The sequence below is a fragment of the Streptomyces sp. NPDC047108 genome, assembly GCF_040643575.1.
Taxonomy (GTDB): domain Bacteria; phylum Actinomycetota; class Actinomycetes; order Streptomycetales; family Streptomycetaceae; genus Streptomyces.
On record NZ_JBEYUP010000014.1, the window covers coordinates 68,980 to 81,912 of the forward strand.

Below are 12,933 nucleotides of genomic sequence, written 5' to 3' on the forward strand. Positions count from 1 at the left end.
ACACCGGTGACGCCGGCGACGAGGGCCGCGGAAATCGATGGCGCCCGTCACGTTATGCGCCGGGAGGCGTCGGGTACGACCGGCCCTATGCACCGTTTGATAGGTATGTCCCCTGATGTCCAATTGGTGGCCAAGGCGACGCTGGCCGCCGGTGGCGCCTGGTGGCTCTCGCAGTTCATGCCCGGCCACAACCTCCCCTACTTCGCGGCACTCGCCGCGCTGCTGGGCGTCTATCCCACGGTGCTGAGCTCGCTCCGCGAAGGCGGGCGTTACGCCTTCGGCTTCCTGCTGGGTCTGCTGCTCGGCGTCCCGGTCGCGATCCTCCTGGGGCCGACCGTCTGGGGCCTGCTCGTCGTCGTCCCGATCTCCCTGCTGATCGCCGCCTGGCCGCAGCTCGACGGCCACGGCATGCAGGTTCCCTTCGCCTCGCTGTTCGTCCTGCTCGCCGTCGGCAGCGAGCCGGTGGCCCGCGCGCTCCCGCTGCTGGGGGACGTGGTGCTCGGCGTCGCCCTCGGCCTCACCGTCAACGCCGCGCTGCCACCGGCCCTCCGGCAGCGGGAGACCGGGAACGCCTTCCGCCGGCTGGGTCGGCTCACCGCCGACCTGCTGCACGACACCGCCGCGGAGATACGGGCGAGCGACCTCTTCGATCCCGCGCACCGCGCACGGCGGGCGCTCGCCGTGCACAGCGGCGCCATGGACGTCGCCGAGGCGCGGACGAAGGCGGCCGAGAGCCTGCGGTTCAACGCACGGGCACGACTGGCCCGGCACGAGGGCCCGCTGCCCGCGAACCCCGTCCTGGAGGCGCTCTACGCGGCCGCAGAGCAGGCCCGGGTGATCACCCGCGAGGCGCGGCGCAGCGGCGCCGGTTCCGACCCCACGATGCTGAGCCCCGGTTTCCGCGCCCGGTTCGCCGAACTCCTCGATCTGCTGGCCGAGTTGGTGGACGAATGCGGCCGGTCCATGCGGCCGGTCCCGACGGAGCGGCTGGAGGAGGCGCAGACCCGGTTCCGGGAGCTGCGGGCGGAGGCGGTGGACTCCGCGCGTGCGGAGGAGTACGAGCGGGTCCCGTACCGGCGGCTCGCGGAGGCACAGCTCTGTGCCCTCGCGCTGCAGCTCCTCCTGGATCTCGCACCGGACGGTGCCGGGGAGATGGCCCCGGAACGGCTCGGGGTCTCGTACTGACCGCTCCCCGCGGCGGAACCCGGCTCCGGACGCAGGGGCGGCCCTTCGTAGATTGGCTCCATGTCCCCGTACACGGACCGGGCGATCGACCGGCGGTACCGCCGCGCCCTCGCGCAGGAGACGACGTATCCGGAGGACCTCACCGGCGCCGCCCTCGGCGGTGCGCTGCCCGCGGGGTACGACCGTCAGGAGCGCCGGGTGCGCCTCGGGGAGGGCGCGGACGTCTTCGAGCGGGCCGCCGCGTCCGTGATGGCCTGGGGCGTGCAACGCGGCTCGGGCTTCGCGGTGCACCCCGGCTCTCCCCCGGCCGCCGGGACCACCGCGCTCGTGATCATCCGGCTGCCCGGGCTGCCGGTGCCGCGCCTGGTGATCCCCTGCCGGGTCGTCGCGACGGTGTCGGAGGAGGACCGGGTGGGCTTCGCCTACGGGACGCTGCCGGGGCATCCGGAGTGCGGCGAGGAGTCGTTCGTCGTCGTCCGCGACGGGCGGGGCGCGGTGTGGTTCGAGGTGCGGGCCTTCTCCCGCCCTTGCTCCTGGTACGCCCGCCTGGGCGGCCCGCTGACCCGGCTGATGCAGCGCGCGGCGGCCTCCCGCTACCTGCGGGCGGTGGCGGCTGCGGTGGGCGCCGGGAGCGGCAGCCGCTGATACTGGCTGGTATGACCGTCCTCGTCGGAACCTCCGGGTGGCAGTACAAGGACTGGCGCGAGGTGCTCTACCCGCCCGATGTGCCGCAACGGCTGTGGCTGGAGGAGTACGCCCGGCACTTCGCCACGGTCGAGAGCAACAACGCCTTCTACCGGCTGCCCAGCGAGGAGAACTTCTCCTCCTGGCGCGAGCGGACCCCGGACGGCTTCGTGATGGCGGTCAAGGGGAGCCGCTATCTGACCCACATCAAGCGGCTGCGCGACCCCGAGGAGCCGGTACGGCGGCTGATGACGCACGCGGCGGGCCTCGGGCCCCGGCTCGGTCCCGTCCTGCTGCAGCTCCCGCCGACGCTCCGCGCGGACGCATCGGCCCTGGACGCCTGCCTGGCCTGCTTCCCGCCGGGAACGCGCGTGGCCGTCGAGCCCCGCCACGACTCGTGGTGGACGGACGAGATCCGTCGGGTTCTGGAGGACCGGGGCGCCGCGCTGTGCTGGACGGACTGGGGTTCCCGGCCCGCCACGCCCCTCTGGCGGACGGCCGGATGGGGGTATCTGCGGCTGCACCAGGGCCGGGCCGAGCCGTGGCCGCGCTACGGCCGCCAGGCCCTGGCCGCCTGGGCCCGGCGCATCGCCGACACCTGGGCGGACGATGCCGATGTGCACGTCTACTTCAACAACGACCCGGGCGGCGCCGCCGTCCTCGACGCCGTGGCCTTCGCGGACGCGGCGGCCGCGGCCGGCCGCACCGTGAGCCGGACGCCGGAGCACGGCGGAGCGGCGTGAGGCGGTCGGTGATCCGCAAGCACGTGACGGTCCTGGGCGATGTGCAGGGTGTGTTCTTTCGCGACACCTGCCGCCGTACGGCCCTGGGCCTGCGGGTTGCCGGCTGGGTGCGGAACCGGCCCGACGGGACGGTCGAGGCCGTGTTCGAGGGGGATCCGGACGCGGTGGATCGGATGGTCGGATGGGCGAGGGAGGGCCCGCCGTCGGCGATCGTGGACCAGGTGTCGGCTCGCGACGAGGACCCCGAAGGGCTCACCGGCTTCGAGATCCGTCCGACCCCGTACTGACGCGGCTCCCGGACGGACGCCGAACGGGTACGAGCGCCGACCGCGTACGGACGCGGGCCCCGGAGGCGGGCTCCGGTCCCGGTCCCGCCCCGCCCGCTCCCTCCTCGCCCCTCCCCGCACGGCCGGTCACGCCCGGATGCAGCCCAGCGATCCGGTGGCATCCTGAATACGTGTACGAACCGGCACTAAGCCTTCGTTTCCCCGCCGAGCTGCGGCTCTTCCTCCCGTCCCGCCACCGGCCGGACGGTGTGGTCAGGGTGGAGCCGGACGGGACGTCCACACTCGGCCACCTCGTCGAATCGGCGGGCGTCCCCCTCCCCGAGGTCGGAGCGCTGCTGGCCGACGGCCGGCCCGTCCCCGTCTCGTACCGCCCCCACGCGGGCGAGACCGTCGAGGTGCGTGCCGTGGAGCGGCCCGAGCCGGCCGGGCCCGAGCCCCTGCGCTTCGTGCTGGACGTCCACCTGGGCGCCCTCGCGCGGCAGCTCCGGCTCGTCGGCGTGGACACCGCCTACCGCAACGACATGGACGACGACGCGCTCGTCGAGCAGGCCGGCCGCGAGCGCCGTGTGCTCCTGACCCAGGACCGGGGGCTGCTGCGCCGCAGGGCGCTGTGGCGGGGCGCGTACGTGCGCGGCTCGCGCCCGGACCGCCAACTCGCCGATGTGCTGGAGCGGTTCGAGCCGCGGCTCGCCCCCTGGACGCGATGCATGGCGTGCAACGGGCTCACGGAGCCGGTCGGCAAGGCCGAGGTCGAGCATCTCCTCTGGCCGGGGACGCGCCGCACGTACGACACGTACCACCGGTGCCGTGACTGCGGACGCGTCTACTGGCGCGGCGCGCACAGCGGGCGGCTGGAGCGCATCGTGGCGTCGGCCCGGCGCTTCGCGGTCGCCGGGGTGGCCGCCGCGCTGCTGGCCGGCGGACTCGCGGCATGCACGAACGGAGGGGACGACGGCGGCCCCAGCCCCACCCCCTCGCAGACCAAGGAGTCCCCGGAACAGGAGCTGTCCCCGTTCACGGGGCTGCCCGCGAAACCGGCACCCGTCCTGACCGTCAAGATCGACAACGTCGGCCCGTCCCGCCCGCACACCGGCCTCGGCGCGGCCGACATCGTCTACGTGGAGCAGGTCGAGGCAGGGCAGAGCCGGATCCTCGCGGTGCTGTCGTCCAAGCTGCCCCCGACGCTGGGGCCGGTGCGCAGCGCGCGCGAGTCGGACCTCGAACTGCTGCGGCAGTTCGGGAAGCCCGCGCTGGCGTACTCGGGCGCCCAGTCGAAGCTCAATCCGCTGATCATGAAGGCGCCGCTGTATCCGCTGCCGCCGTGGAAGGCGCCCGACGCGTACTTCCGCGAGGGCAGCAGGCAGGCTCCGCACAATCTGTTCGCGCGCCCCGCCCGGCTGCTGGACGCGGCGCCCGACGCGTCGAAGTCGAAGGACATCGGCTTCCGCTTCGGGGACGCGCCGAGCGGCGGGAAGAACGTGAACACGGAGACGGTCCGCTTCCCGGCGGCGCGGTTCGCCTTCACCTGGTCCGCGCAGGCCAAGCGGTGGCAGGTGTCGATGGACGGGACGCCGATGACGACCACGGACGGCGGGCGGCTGACGGCGGCGACCGTGGTGATGCAGCGCGTCACCGTGCGGGAGTCGCAGTTCAGCGACTTCCTGGGCGCCAACTCCCCGTACAGTGAGACGGTCGGGTCCGGTACGGCCGAGGTGCTGCGGGGCGGCAAGAGCTACGACGCCAAGTGGAGCCGGAAGACCGCCGACGACGGCACGACCTTCACCACGTCGTCCGGCAAGCCGATGAACTTCGCGCCCGGCCCGGTCTGGGTGCTGCTGACCGCCAAGTGACGCCAGAAGCAGGGGCGTTGGCCTCTCGCCGTGGGCCGGCTTGCTGTGGATACGCCGTGAAAGCGCTTCACACACCCGTGCGGCGGGTACCCGATTCATATGACGGTCAAGGGTGTTGACGTCGCCTCATACCAGCCGACGGATTACAGCACGAAAGGTCTCGACTTCGTGTTCATCAAGATCACGGAGGGCAGGACCTACACCAATCCGAAGTGGGTCGACCAGCGGCAGACCGCGCGCGACGCCGATCTGGTCACCGGCTTCTACCACTTCGTACGGCCCGGCAGCATGACCGCGCAGGCCGACTACTTCATGTCGCGGATCAATCTGGTGAAGGGCGACATGCTCGCCCTCGACTGGGAGGACACCGGCGTCTCGAACGCCGAGAAGGACTCCTTCATCAAGTACGTGCAGAAGAAGCGCCCGCACACCCGCGTCCTGCTCTACTGCAGCCGCGACTTCTGGCTGAACCGGGACACCACGTCGTTCGCGGGCGACGGCCTGTGGATCGCGTACCACAACGGCAAGCCCGGCGAGCCGGGCATCAAGCATCCGTGGCGCTTCCACCAGTACAAGACGACACCGATGGACACCAACACCGGCCGGTTCGACGACAAGGCCGCGCTGCGCGAGTGGGCCCGCTCCAAGACGCCCTGACCGGAGCGGGCCACCCGCGTCCCGCGGCACGGCCGGGACGTCCGGACCGCGGGGTACGACGGTGCGCCGGATCAGCCGACGCGCTCGATCCGGGCGTTGCGGATGAGGTTCTTGCCGGGCTCGCGGACCTCTTCGAAGGCCGCGTTGTTCAGCAGGGCACAGCTGCCGGAGGTCGAGGTGACCTCGACGGTGACCGACTGGTCGTTGTCCAGGTTGGTGACCTTCAGCTGGGTGCCCACCGGGAAGTCGCCACTGGACGCGGCGGGCGCGCCGGCCTCGCCCGACAGCGTCACGGTCGAGCCCTCGCAGACCACCTCGCCGGCCGCCTGGCCGCCTCCTTCCGCCTGGCCGTCACCGGCCTGCTCGCCGCCCGCCTGGTCACCTCCCTGCGCCTGGCCGTTCCCGGCCTCCTCACCGCCGGCCGCTTCACCGCCGGGTGCGGCGGCCCCGCCCTGCTCCGGCGGCGCCTGGCCCTCGGGCGGAGCGGCGGCCTCGCCGCCCTCGGTGCAGCCCGCCGCCTTTCGCTGGGCCTCGATCTGCTGGATCACCTGCTGCCGGTTCGCGATTCGAGCGGCGGAATTGGCATCCGGATTCGCCTGCTGCCCGGCGATGAATTCCTGGTTATTGCCCAGCGCGGTCGAGAGTCCCTGGCAGGTGACCGATTCCTGGTTCGTCCCCGCCTGACTGGTCCCTGCCATGGCGAAGGCGGCGCCTCCGACCAGCGCCGCTGCGCCGACCAGTACGGCGATCTTCTTCTGGGGACTGACCGTTTTCTTCCGAGACACGTGCAAACTCCGTTCTCGATCACTGGCCGCGGCCGGGAAAGGGCCGCGTTGCCCTGAAGAACGTGACCGACGCGTAACTTGCTCAGAGTCGATAAATAGATGAATCAATTCGAAAGGAATCCGGTACGTTCGACTGCGCTGAACGCTCATCCAAGGGACCATGGATGCAGTGCCGCGCTGCATGGGCAACCGAGAGAGGTGCCCCGGATGAGACAGACCGATCCCCGGAGGGAGGACCTCCGCCGGATCGCGCCGCTTGGTGCCCCGGAGCCGTCGACTCCCGGGGGACTTCTCGACGTCCTGGGCATCGCCGCCGTCGTTCTGGACTCCTCCGGCCGGATCGCGCTGTGGAGCCCGGCCGCCGAGCAGCTCTTCGGTTACACCGCGGACGAGGCTCTGGGCCGCTCGGCGGCCAAGCTCCTGGTGGACCCGCAGCACGTACCCCTCGTCGTCGAGCTGTTCCAGCAAGTGCTGGGCGGGGCGAGCTGGTCGGGAGGCTTCCCGGTCCGGGTCAAGGACGGCAGCCTCCGCATGTTCGAGTTCCGGAACATGCGGATGCAGGACCAGCAGCGGAACGTCTACGCGCTGGGCATCGCCACCGATCGTGAGGCCCTGCAGACGGTCGAGACCGATGTCGCGCTGTCCATGCGGCTGATCTCCCAGTCCCCGATCGGGCTCGCCGTGCTCGACACGGACCTGCGCTACGTCCTGGTCAACCCCGCGCTGGAGCGCATCAACGCCCTTCCGGCCGCCCAGCATCTCGGCAAGCGCGTGGCCGAGGCGATGCCGTATCTCGACGTCGACGCCATCGAGTCCGCCTCCCGCCAGGTCCTGGCCACCGGCACCCCCCTGCTGGACCAGTACGCGGTCGGCCGCGCCCCCGGGGACCCGGCCCAGGACCACGCGTGGTCGGTGTCGTACTTCCGGCTCGAGGACACCGGGGGCAAGGTCCTCGGCATCGCGATCTCCGTGATCGACGTCACCGAGCGCCATCTGGCCACCACCGAGATGACCCGGGCCCGCCAGCGGCTCGCCATGATCGCCGACGCGGGCGTCCGCATCGGCACCACGCTCGACCTCCCGCACACCGCCCGCGAACTCGCCGACATCGTCGTGCCCGACCTCGCCGACCTGGCCGCGGTGGACGTGCTCGACGCCATCATCGACGAGCGGCAGAGCGGACCCCCGGTCTCCAACGGCAGCGGCCCGGCCGTCTTCCGCGCGCTCGCGGTGAAGGCCGCCTACCGCACGGAGGCCTCGCGCGCGCCGGACCCCGCGGGCAATGTCGCGCGCTACGACCCCGACCGCCTCATCACCCAGGTCGTCAACTCCGGTCAGCCGATCCTCGTTCCGCACCTGGACGACGAGTCCCTGCGCCGCGTCGCCCGGGACGACTACTCCGCCGCGCTGCTCGCCCGCGCCGGCGCGCACTCCTACCTCGGGGTTCCGCTCACGGCCCGCGGCGCCGTCATCGGCACGCTGAGTCTCATACGCGCCAGAACCCAGGCGCCGTTCGACGAGGACGACCAGCTCCTCGCCTCCGAACTGGCCGCGCGCGCGGCCATCAGCATCGACAACGCGCGGCTGTACCGCAGCGAGCGCCGCACCGTGCTGGCCCTGCAGCGCAGCCTGCTCCCCCGGCGCCCACCCGTCCAGCCTGGCCTGGAGATCGCCTACCGCTACCAGCCCGCCGGGTCCACGCACGAGGTCGGCGGCGACTGGTTCGACGTGCTGCCGCTCTCGGGCGACAAGACGGCGCTGGTCGTCGGGGACGTGATGGGCAGCGGCATCACGGCCGCGGCGACGATGGGTCAGCTCCGTACGGCGACCCGTACGCTGACCGCGCTCGACCTCGAACCGGCGGCGGTTCTCAGCCATCTCGACGAGGTCGCCACCGGCCTCGAGCAGACCTTCGCGACCTGTGTCTACGTGAGCTGCGACCCACGGACGACCCGCTGCCGGATATCCAATGCGGGGCACCTGCCGCCGATCCTGGTCGACCCGGACGGCAAGGCGCATCTGCTGGACATCCCGACCGGGGTGCCGCTGGGCGTCGGGGACGTCCCGTTCTCCACGGCCGATTTCGACCTCGCCCCCGGCAGCCGGCTCGTGCTCTACACGGACGGCCTGGTCGAGACCCGGGACGAGCCGATCGACGACCGGCTCAAGGCCCTGCTGCGGATGCTCAGCGGACCGCGGCGATCACTGGAGCGGACCTGCGACCTGCTGCTCCACTCCCTGCGCGACCCCGACGGGCACGACGACGTCGCCCTGCTCGTCGCCGAGGTCAAGCCCGGCTGACGCCACCGGCCACGCCGCCCGGTCCGCGCCGGCCACCCCCGTACGACCGCCTCGGAGCGGTGCCGCGCCATCGGTGCAGTCTGCATTCAGAAGATTGACGTGCTCAAGTCATTGACGCCCAGGACGCCTTCACTTAAACCATCTCTTGAGAGCGCTCTCATACCCTCTCTCCTCCCCCTCTCAGGAGGCACTCCCCCATGAGCACGAGCAGCCTCACCGCGGCGGAGCCGAATCCGCCGCGTCGCAAGCGCAGAGCCGTCCTGGCCGCTCTGTCCGCCGCAGCCCTCGCACTCGCCGGGCTCACCACGGCCGTCACCGCGCCGCCCGCACGGGGCGACGTACCGTCCGCACCCGGCTGGGACCTCCAGTGGAGCGACGACTTCACCGGTCCCGCCCGCTCCCTGCCCTCGTCCGCCAACTGGCAGATCGACACCGGCCATTCGTACCCCGGAGGCCCCGCGACCTGGGGCACCGGCGAGGTCCAGAACTACACGGACTCCCCCGACAACGTGAGCCTCGACGGCTCCGGCAATCTGCGCATCACCCCGCTCCGCGACGGCGCGGGCAACTGGACCTCCTCCCGCATCGAGACGCACCGGGGCGACTTCAAGGCTCCGGCGGGCGGCACGCTGCGCATCGAGGGCCGCATCCAGATGCCGAACGTCACCGGTGACGCGGCGCTCGGCTACTGGCCCGCGTTCTGGGCGCTGGGCTCGCCCTACCGCGGCAACTACTGGAACTGGCCGGGCATCGGCGAGTTCGACATCATGGAGAACGTCAACGGGATCAACTCGGTGTGGGGCGTGCTGCATTGCGGCGTCAACCCGGGCGGCCCGTGCAACGAGACCAGCGGTCTCGGCGACAAGGAGGTCTGCCCCGGGTCGAGCTGCCAGTCCGCCTTCCACCGGTACCGCTTCGAGTGGGACAGGACCACGACCCCGAACGAGCTGCGCTGGTACGTCGACGACCAGCTCTTCCACTCCGTGAACGCGGACCAGGTCGGCGCCTCGACCTGGGCGCAGATGACCGACCACGCGGGCTACTTCCTGCTCCTCAACGTGGCCGTCGGCGGGGCGTTCCCCGACGCCCTCGCCGGGAAGACCCCGACCGCCGACACGGTGCCCGGTCATCCGATGCTCGTCGACTACGTCGCCGTCTGGACCCGGGGCGGCGGCAGCACCCCGACGGATCCGCCCACCGATCCTCCCGGCGGCGACTCCTCCACCCTCAGTCTCCGGGCCGGCGGCGAGCTCGGCGCCGCCGCCGGCTCGGCCACCACGGCCACCCTCGCGTCCGCGGGCGGCGCCAACCACGACGGCGCCCCGCACAACCCGCAGACCTTCACGGCCTCCGGGATCACCAAGAAGCACACCGGCGGGTCCACGGCGTTCGATCTCTTCGTCGACGCCGGAACCTCGGTGGCCAACGGCCAGCAGGTGCGGGTGAGTTACGACCGCACGGGCGACGGCAGCTGGGACAGGACCGAGACCTACCAGTACTTCGCCACCGATCCCGTCACCGGTTACGAGCACTACACCCAGGACAAGGGCCTCAAGGCGTCCACCGGATCGCACGGCGACCTGGTGAACGGCAGGGTCCGGGTCGAGGTCTGGAACGCCATCGGCAACGGCGCCAGCACCCTCGGCACCGGCAACCAGTCCACCGTCCGCATCCCTTACGCGTGACCGGGGAGGCACCCTCATGCGACGGATCCTGGCGGCCACCGCCGCCGCACTCGTCCTCCTGACCACGGCCTGTACCGGCAGCAGCAGCCCCTCCGGCGCGCCCGAGCGGCACCATGAGCACCGGCAGAAGCAGCAACACGCCGCGCACGCCTACCGGTTCACCCAGGCCCAGACGGCCGCGATCACGGAACAGGCGGCCGCACCCGTCCGCGGATCCGAGTTCCGCGCCGAATGCTCCTCCAGCCACCGCAAGGGCGACGACCCGATCGTCTTCCCCGGGCAGGCCGGCCGGTCCCATGTCCACGAGTTCTACGGGAACAGGACCGCGAACGCCTCGTCCACGCTGGAGTCGCTGAGCGCTGGCACCACCAACTGCTCACCCCAGGTCGACCTGTCCTCGTACTGGACACCGACCCTCTACCAGAACGGCGCCCCGGTGGCCCCCGAGAAGGTCACCGTGTACTACCAGGGCATCACCGAGCCCACGCGCGCCGTCGCGCATCCCCGCGGACTGCGCTACGTCGTCGGCAACGCCCTGGCCACGAACCCCGACCAGAATCCGGCGGCCCGCTGGTCCTGCGTCGGCCGGCCCGAGTCGAGCCGGGACTTCATGAACTGCCCGGCCGGCACCAAGCTGGAGAACTACCTGGACTTCCCGACCTGCTGGGACGGGAAGCGGCTGGACAGCGACAACCACCGCGACCACATGGCGTACGCGACGGGCGGGACGTGCCCGTCCACGCACCCGGTGGTCGTGCCACGCCTCGAACTGCTCATCACCTATCCCGTCCACGGCGACGGGCTCGGCCTCGCGGGCACCCGCAACGGCACGAACGTCACCGACGCTCCCGGCTACACCTTCCACGGCGACTTCTTCAACGCCTGGGACGAGAGCGAGTTGAAGCAGCGCGTCACCACCTGCATCAACGGCGGCTACATCTGCGGAACGGACGGCCGTCCGATCGAGCAGTGACCCTGCCCGGTCCCGGCGCCTCCGCGTCCCCTGACTCCCGCGGGAGGGGGACGTGGAGGCGCCGGCCGTCCCCACGGAACGTCAGACGCCGTACCAGATCGTCGTCGCGTTGCAGAACTCGCGGATGCCGTGCCCGGCCAGCTCCCGCCCGTAGCCCGACCGCTTCTCGCCCCCGAAGGGGTAGCCGGGGTGCGAGGCGGTCATGCCGTTGAAGTAGACGCCGCCGGCCTCCATGTCCCGTGCGCAGCGCTCCTGTTCGTCAGGGTCCTGCGTCCAGACGTTGGAACTCAGGCCGAACGGGGTGTCGTTGGCGACCTCCAGCGCCTCGTCCAGGTCCGCGACCCGGTAGAGCGTGGCGACGGGCCCGAACGCCTCCTCGTAGTGGATGCGCATGTCGGGGGTGATGTCGGCCAGGACCGTGGGCTCGTAGAACCATCCCGAGGGCTGCTCCTCGGGCCGGTCCCCGCCGCACAGCACGGTCGCGCCGCGCCCGCGCGCGTCGTCCACCAGCTCCTCCAGGGAGCGCCGGCCCTGCTCGCTGGAGAGCGGGCCCACGTCGGTGGACTCCTCCATCGGGTCGCCGACGGTCAGCGCGGACATGGCCTGCACGAAGCGGGAGACGAAGGTGTCGTAGACGGCGTCGTGCACGATGAAGCGCTTGGCGGCGATGCACGACTGCCCGTTGTTCTGGACCCGGGCCGTGACCCCGACGGGTACGGCGCGGTCGAGGTCGGCCGAGGGCAGCACCACGTACGGGTCGCTGCCGCCGAGCTCCAGGACGGTCTTCTTGATGACGTCACCGGCGATCGAGGCGACGGCTCGGCCCGCGGGCTCGCTCCCGGTGAGCGTGGCGGCGACGACGCGCGGGTCGCGCACGATGTCGGCGACCGCGTCGGAGCCGATGAGCAGGGTCTGGAAGCAGCCCTCGGGGTAGCCGGCCCGGTGGAACAGGTCCTCGAGGTAGAGCGCGGTCTGAGGGACGTTCGATGCGTGCTTGAGGAGCCCGGTGTTCCCGGCCATCAGAGCGGGCGCTGCGAACCGTACGACCTGCCAGAGCGGGAAGTTCCAGGGCATGACGGCGAGGACGGGGCCGAGGGGGCGGTGGCGTACCACGACCCGGGAGGCGCCGGAGTCCTTCGCGTCGGCGTCCCTCGGGTGCACGTCGGCGAGCTCTTCCTCGGCGTGCTCCGCGTACCAGCGCATCGCCTTCACGCACTTGGCGGCCTCGGCGCGCGCCGCCTTCAGGGGCTTGCCCATCTCCAGGGTCATGGTGCGCGCGATGTCGTCCTGGTCGGCCTCCAGGAGGTCGGCCGCGCGGTGCATCAGCTCGGCCCGCCGGGCGAACGACGTCAGGCGGTGCTCCCGGAAGGCGCGGTGCGCGCGGTCCAGCCGGACCTCGATCTCCTCGCTGCCGAGGGCGTCGAAGGTCTTGAGCGTTTCCCCCGTGGTGGGGTTGACGGTCGCGATCGGCACGGGGATCCCTCCTCGGGTGGCGTCGGGGAAGCCACGTACGGCAGCCGTGCGCGACATCGGGGTGTCAACTCGCGGGTGACCCGCTCCTCCGTTTCTACTCCCGCCCCGGAAGTTCCGCTTCCGCAGTCGGCGGGGGCGTGGAGGCCCTTCGACGGGCACCGCACCCGTTGGGGACGGCGGTCCTCTTCTGTGACGGAGGGGGCTGCAGTGACACACCCGCGGGCGAGTCCGTCCGGGGGAGGCGCCCGCCCGGACCGGTCGGGGCGCACCGCGTCACGCGGTGCCGGACGGGGCGGCGGGCGCGGCCGGA

At 71.9% G+C, this 12,933-nt stretch carries 11 protein-coding genes and 1 pseudogene; 10 read left to right on the top strand and 2 right to left on the bottom strand.

Going from position 1 to position 12,933, the window contains the following annotated elements; all coding sequences use genetic code 11:
- Window positions 1–105 precede the first annotated feature (105 nt).
- The 7 genes and pseudogenes from ABZ822_RS24045 to ABZ822_RS24075 all read left to right on the top strand — a co-directional run bounded on the left by ABZ822_RS24045 (window position 106) and on the right by ABZ822_RS24075 (window position 5,406).
- Window positions 106–1,185 (top strand): FUSC family protein, encoded by a 1,080-nt coding sequence (locus ABZ822_RS24045; RefSeq protein ID WP_360857826.1) that lies wholly within the window; start codon window positions 106–108, stop codon window positions 1,183–1,185.
- 60 nt (window positions 1,186–1,245) lie between these two features.
- On the top strand, window positions 1,246–1,830 hold the full coding sequence (locus ABZ822_RS24050) for a DUF1990 domain-containing protein (protein WP_360857829.1): 585 nt from the start codon (window positions 1,246–1,248) through the stop codon (window positions 1,828–1,830).
- 11 nt (window positions 1,831–1,841) lie between these two features.
- Window positions 1,842–2,612 (top strand): DUF72 domain-containing protein, encoded by a 771-nt coding sequence (locus ABZ822_RS24055; RefSeq protein WP_360857833.1) that lies wholly within the window; start codon window positions 1,842–1,844, stop codon window positions 2,610–2,612.
- An 8-nt stretch (window positions 2,613–2,620) separates the two neighbouring features.
- Window positions 2,621–2,899 (top strand): acylphosphatase, encoded by a 279-nt coding sequence (locus ABZ822_RS24060; protein ID WP_360857836.1) that lies wholly within the window; start codon window positions 2,621–2,623, stop codon window positions 2,897–2,899.
- Window positions 2,794–3,702, top strand: a pseudogene (locus tag ABZ822_RS24065) (Mut7-C RNAse domain-containing protein); the annotation flags it as partial. The gene ABZ822_RS24060 and the pseudogene ABZ822_RS24065, both read left to right, overlap by 106 nt.
- A 60-nt stretch (window positions 3,703–3,762) precedes the next feature.
- Complete coding sequence (locus tag ABZ822_RS24070) at window positions 3,763–4,749, top strand: DUF3048 domain-containing protein (protein ID WP_360858052.1); 987 nt, start codon at window positions 3,763–3,765, stop codon at window positions 4,747–4,749.
- A 99-nt stretch (window positions 4,750–4,848) separates the two neighbouring features.
- Entirely contained in the window at window positions 4,849–5,406 is a 558-nt protein-coding gene (locus ABZ822_RS24075) for a GH25 family lysozyme (RefSeq protein ID WP_360857839.1), read from the top strand.
- Between the two features lie 71 nt (window positions 5,407–5,477).
- On the opposite strand, the gene ABZ822_RS24080 is transcribed toward ABZ822_RS24075, so the two are convergent.
- Entirely contained in the window at window positions 5,478–6,191 is a 714-nt protein-coding gene (locus tag ABZ822_RS24080; protein WP_360857842.1) for a hypothetical protein, read from the bottom strand.
- A 207-nt stretch (window positions 6,192–6,398) separates the two neighbouring features.
- Between ABZ822_RS24080 and ABZ822_RS24085 the strand changes: the two genes are divergently transcribed.
- The 3 genes from ABZ822_RS24085 to ABZ822_RS24095 all read left to right on the top strand — a co-directional run bounded on the left by ABZ822_RS24085 (window position 6,399) and on the right by ABZ822_RS24095 (window position 11,150).
- Entirely contained in the window at window positions 6,399–8,492 is a 2,094-nt protein-coding gene (locus ABZ822_RS24085; RefSeq protein ID WP_360857845.1) for a SpoIIE family protein phosphatase, read from the top strand.
- Between the two features lie 197 nt (window positions 8,493–8,689).
- Window positions 8,690–10,177 (top strand): glycoside hydrolase family 16 protein, encoded by a 1,488-nt coding sequence (locus ABZ822_RS24090; protein WP_360857848.1) that lies wholly within the window; start codon window positions 8,690–8,692, stop codon window positions 10,175–10,177.
- Between the two features lie 16 nt (window positions 10,178–10,193).
- Window positions 10,194–11,150, top strand: coding sequence for a DUF1996 domain-containing protein (locus ABZ822_RS24095; RefSeq protein WP_360857851.1), 957 nt, complete (start codon window positions 10,194–10,196; stop codon window positions 11,148–11,150).
- An 81-nt stretch (window positions 11,151–11,231) separates the two neighbouring features.
- Here the strand turns inward: ABZ822_RS24095 and ABZ822_RS24100 are convergent, their stop codons facing one another.
- Window positions 11,232–12,623, bottom strand: coding sequence for an NADP-dependent succinic semialdehyde dehydrogenase (locus ABZ822_RS24100; RefSeq protein ID WP_360857853.1), 1,392 nt, complete (start codon window positions 12,621–12,623; stop codon window positions 11,232–11,234).
- Window positions 12,624–12,933: the final 310 nt, after the last annotated feature.

Excerpts from the sequence above, each read along its gene's own strand:
- ABZ822_RS24090 (WP_360857848.1), top strand. The coding sequence starts at position 8,690 with ATGAGCACGAGCAGCCTCACCGCGGCGGAGCCGAATCCGCCGCGTCGC.
- ABZ822_RS24050 (WP_360857829.1), top strand. The coding sequence starts at position 1,246 with ATGTCCCCGTACACGGACCGGGCGATCGACCGGCGGTACCGCCGCGCC.
- ABZ822_RS24085 (WP_360857845.1), top strand. The coding sequence starts at position 6,399 with ATGAGACAGACCGATCCCCGGAGGGAGGACCTCCGCCGGATCGCGCCG.
- ABZ822_RS24095 (WP_360857851.1), top strand. The coding sequence starts at position 10,194 with ATGCGACGGATCCTGGCGGCCACCGCCGCCGCACTCGTCCTCCTGACC.
- ABZ822_RS24055 (WP_360857833.1), top strand. The coding sequence starts at position 1,842 with ATGACCGTCCTCGTCGGAACCTCCGGGTGGCAGTACAAGGACTGGCGC.
- ABZ822_RS24075 (WP_360857839.1), top strand. The coding sequence starts at position 4,849 with ATGACGGTCAAGGGTGTTGACGTCGCCTCATACCAGCCGACGGATTAC.
- ABZ822_RS24045 (WP_360857826.1), top strand. The coding sequence starts at position 106 with ATGTCCCCTGATGTCCAATTGGTGGCCAAGGCGACGCTGGCCGCCGGT.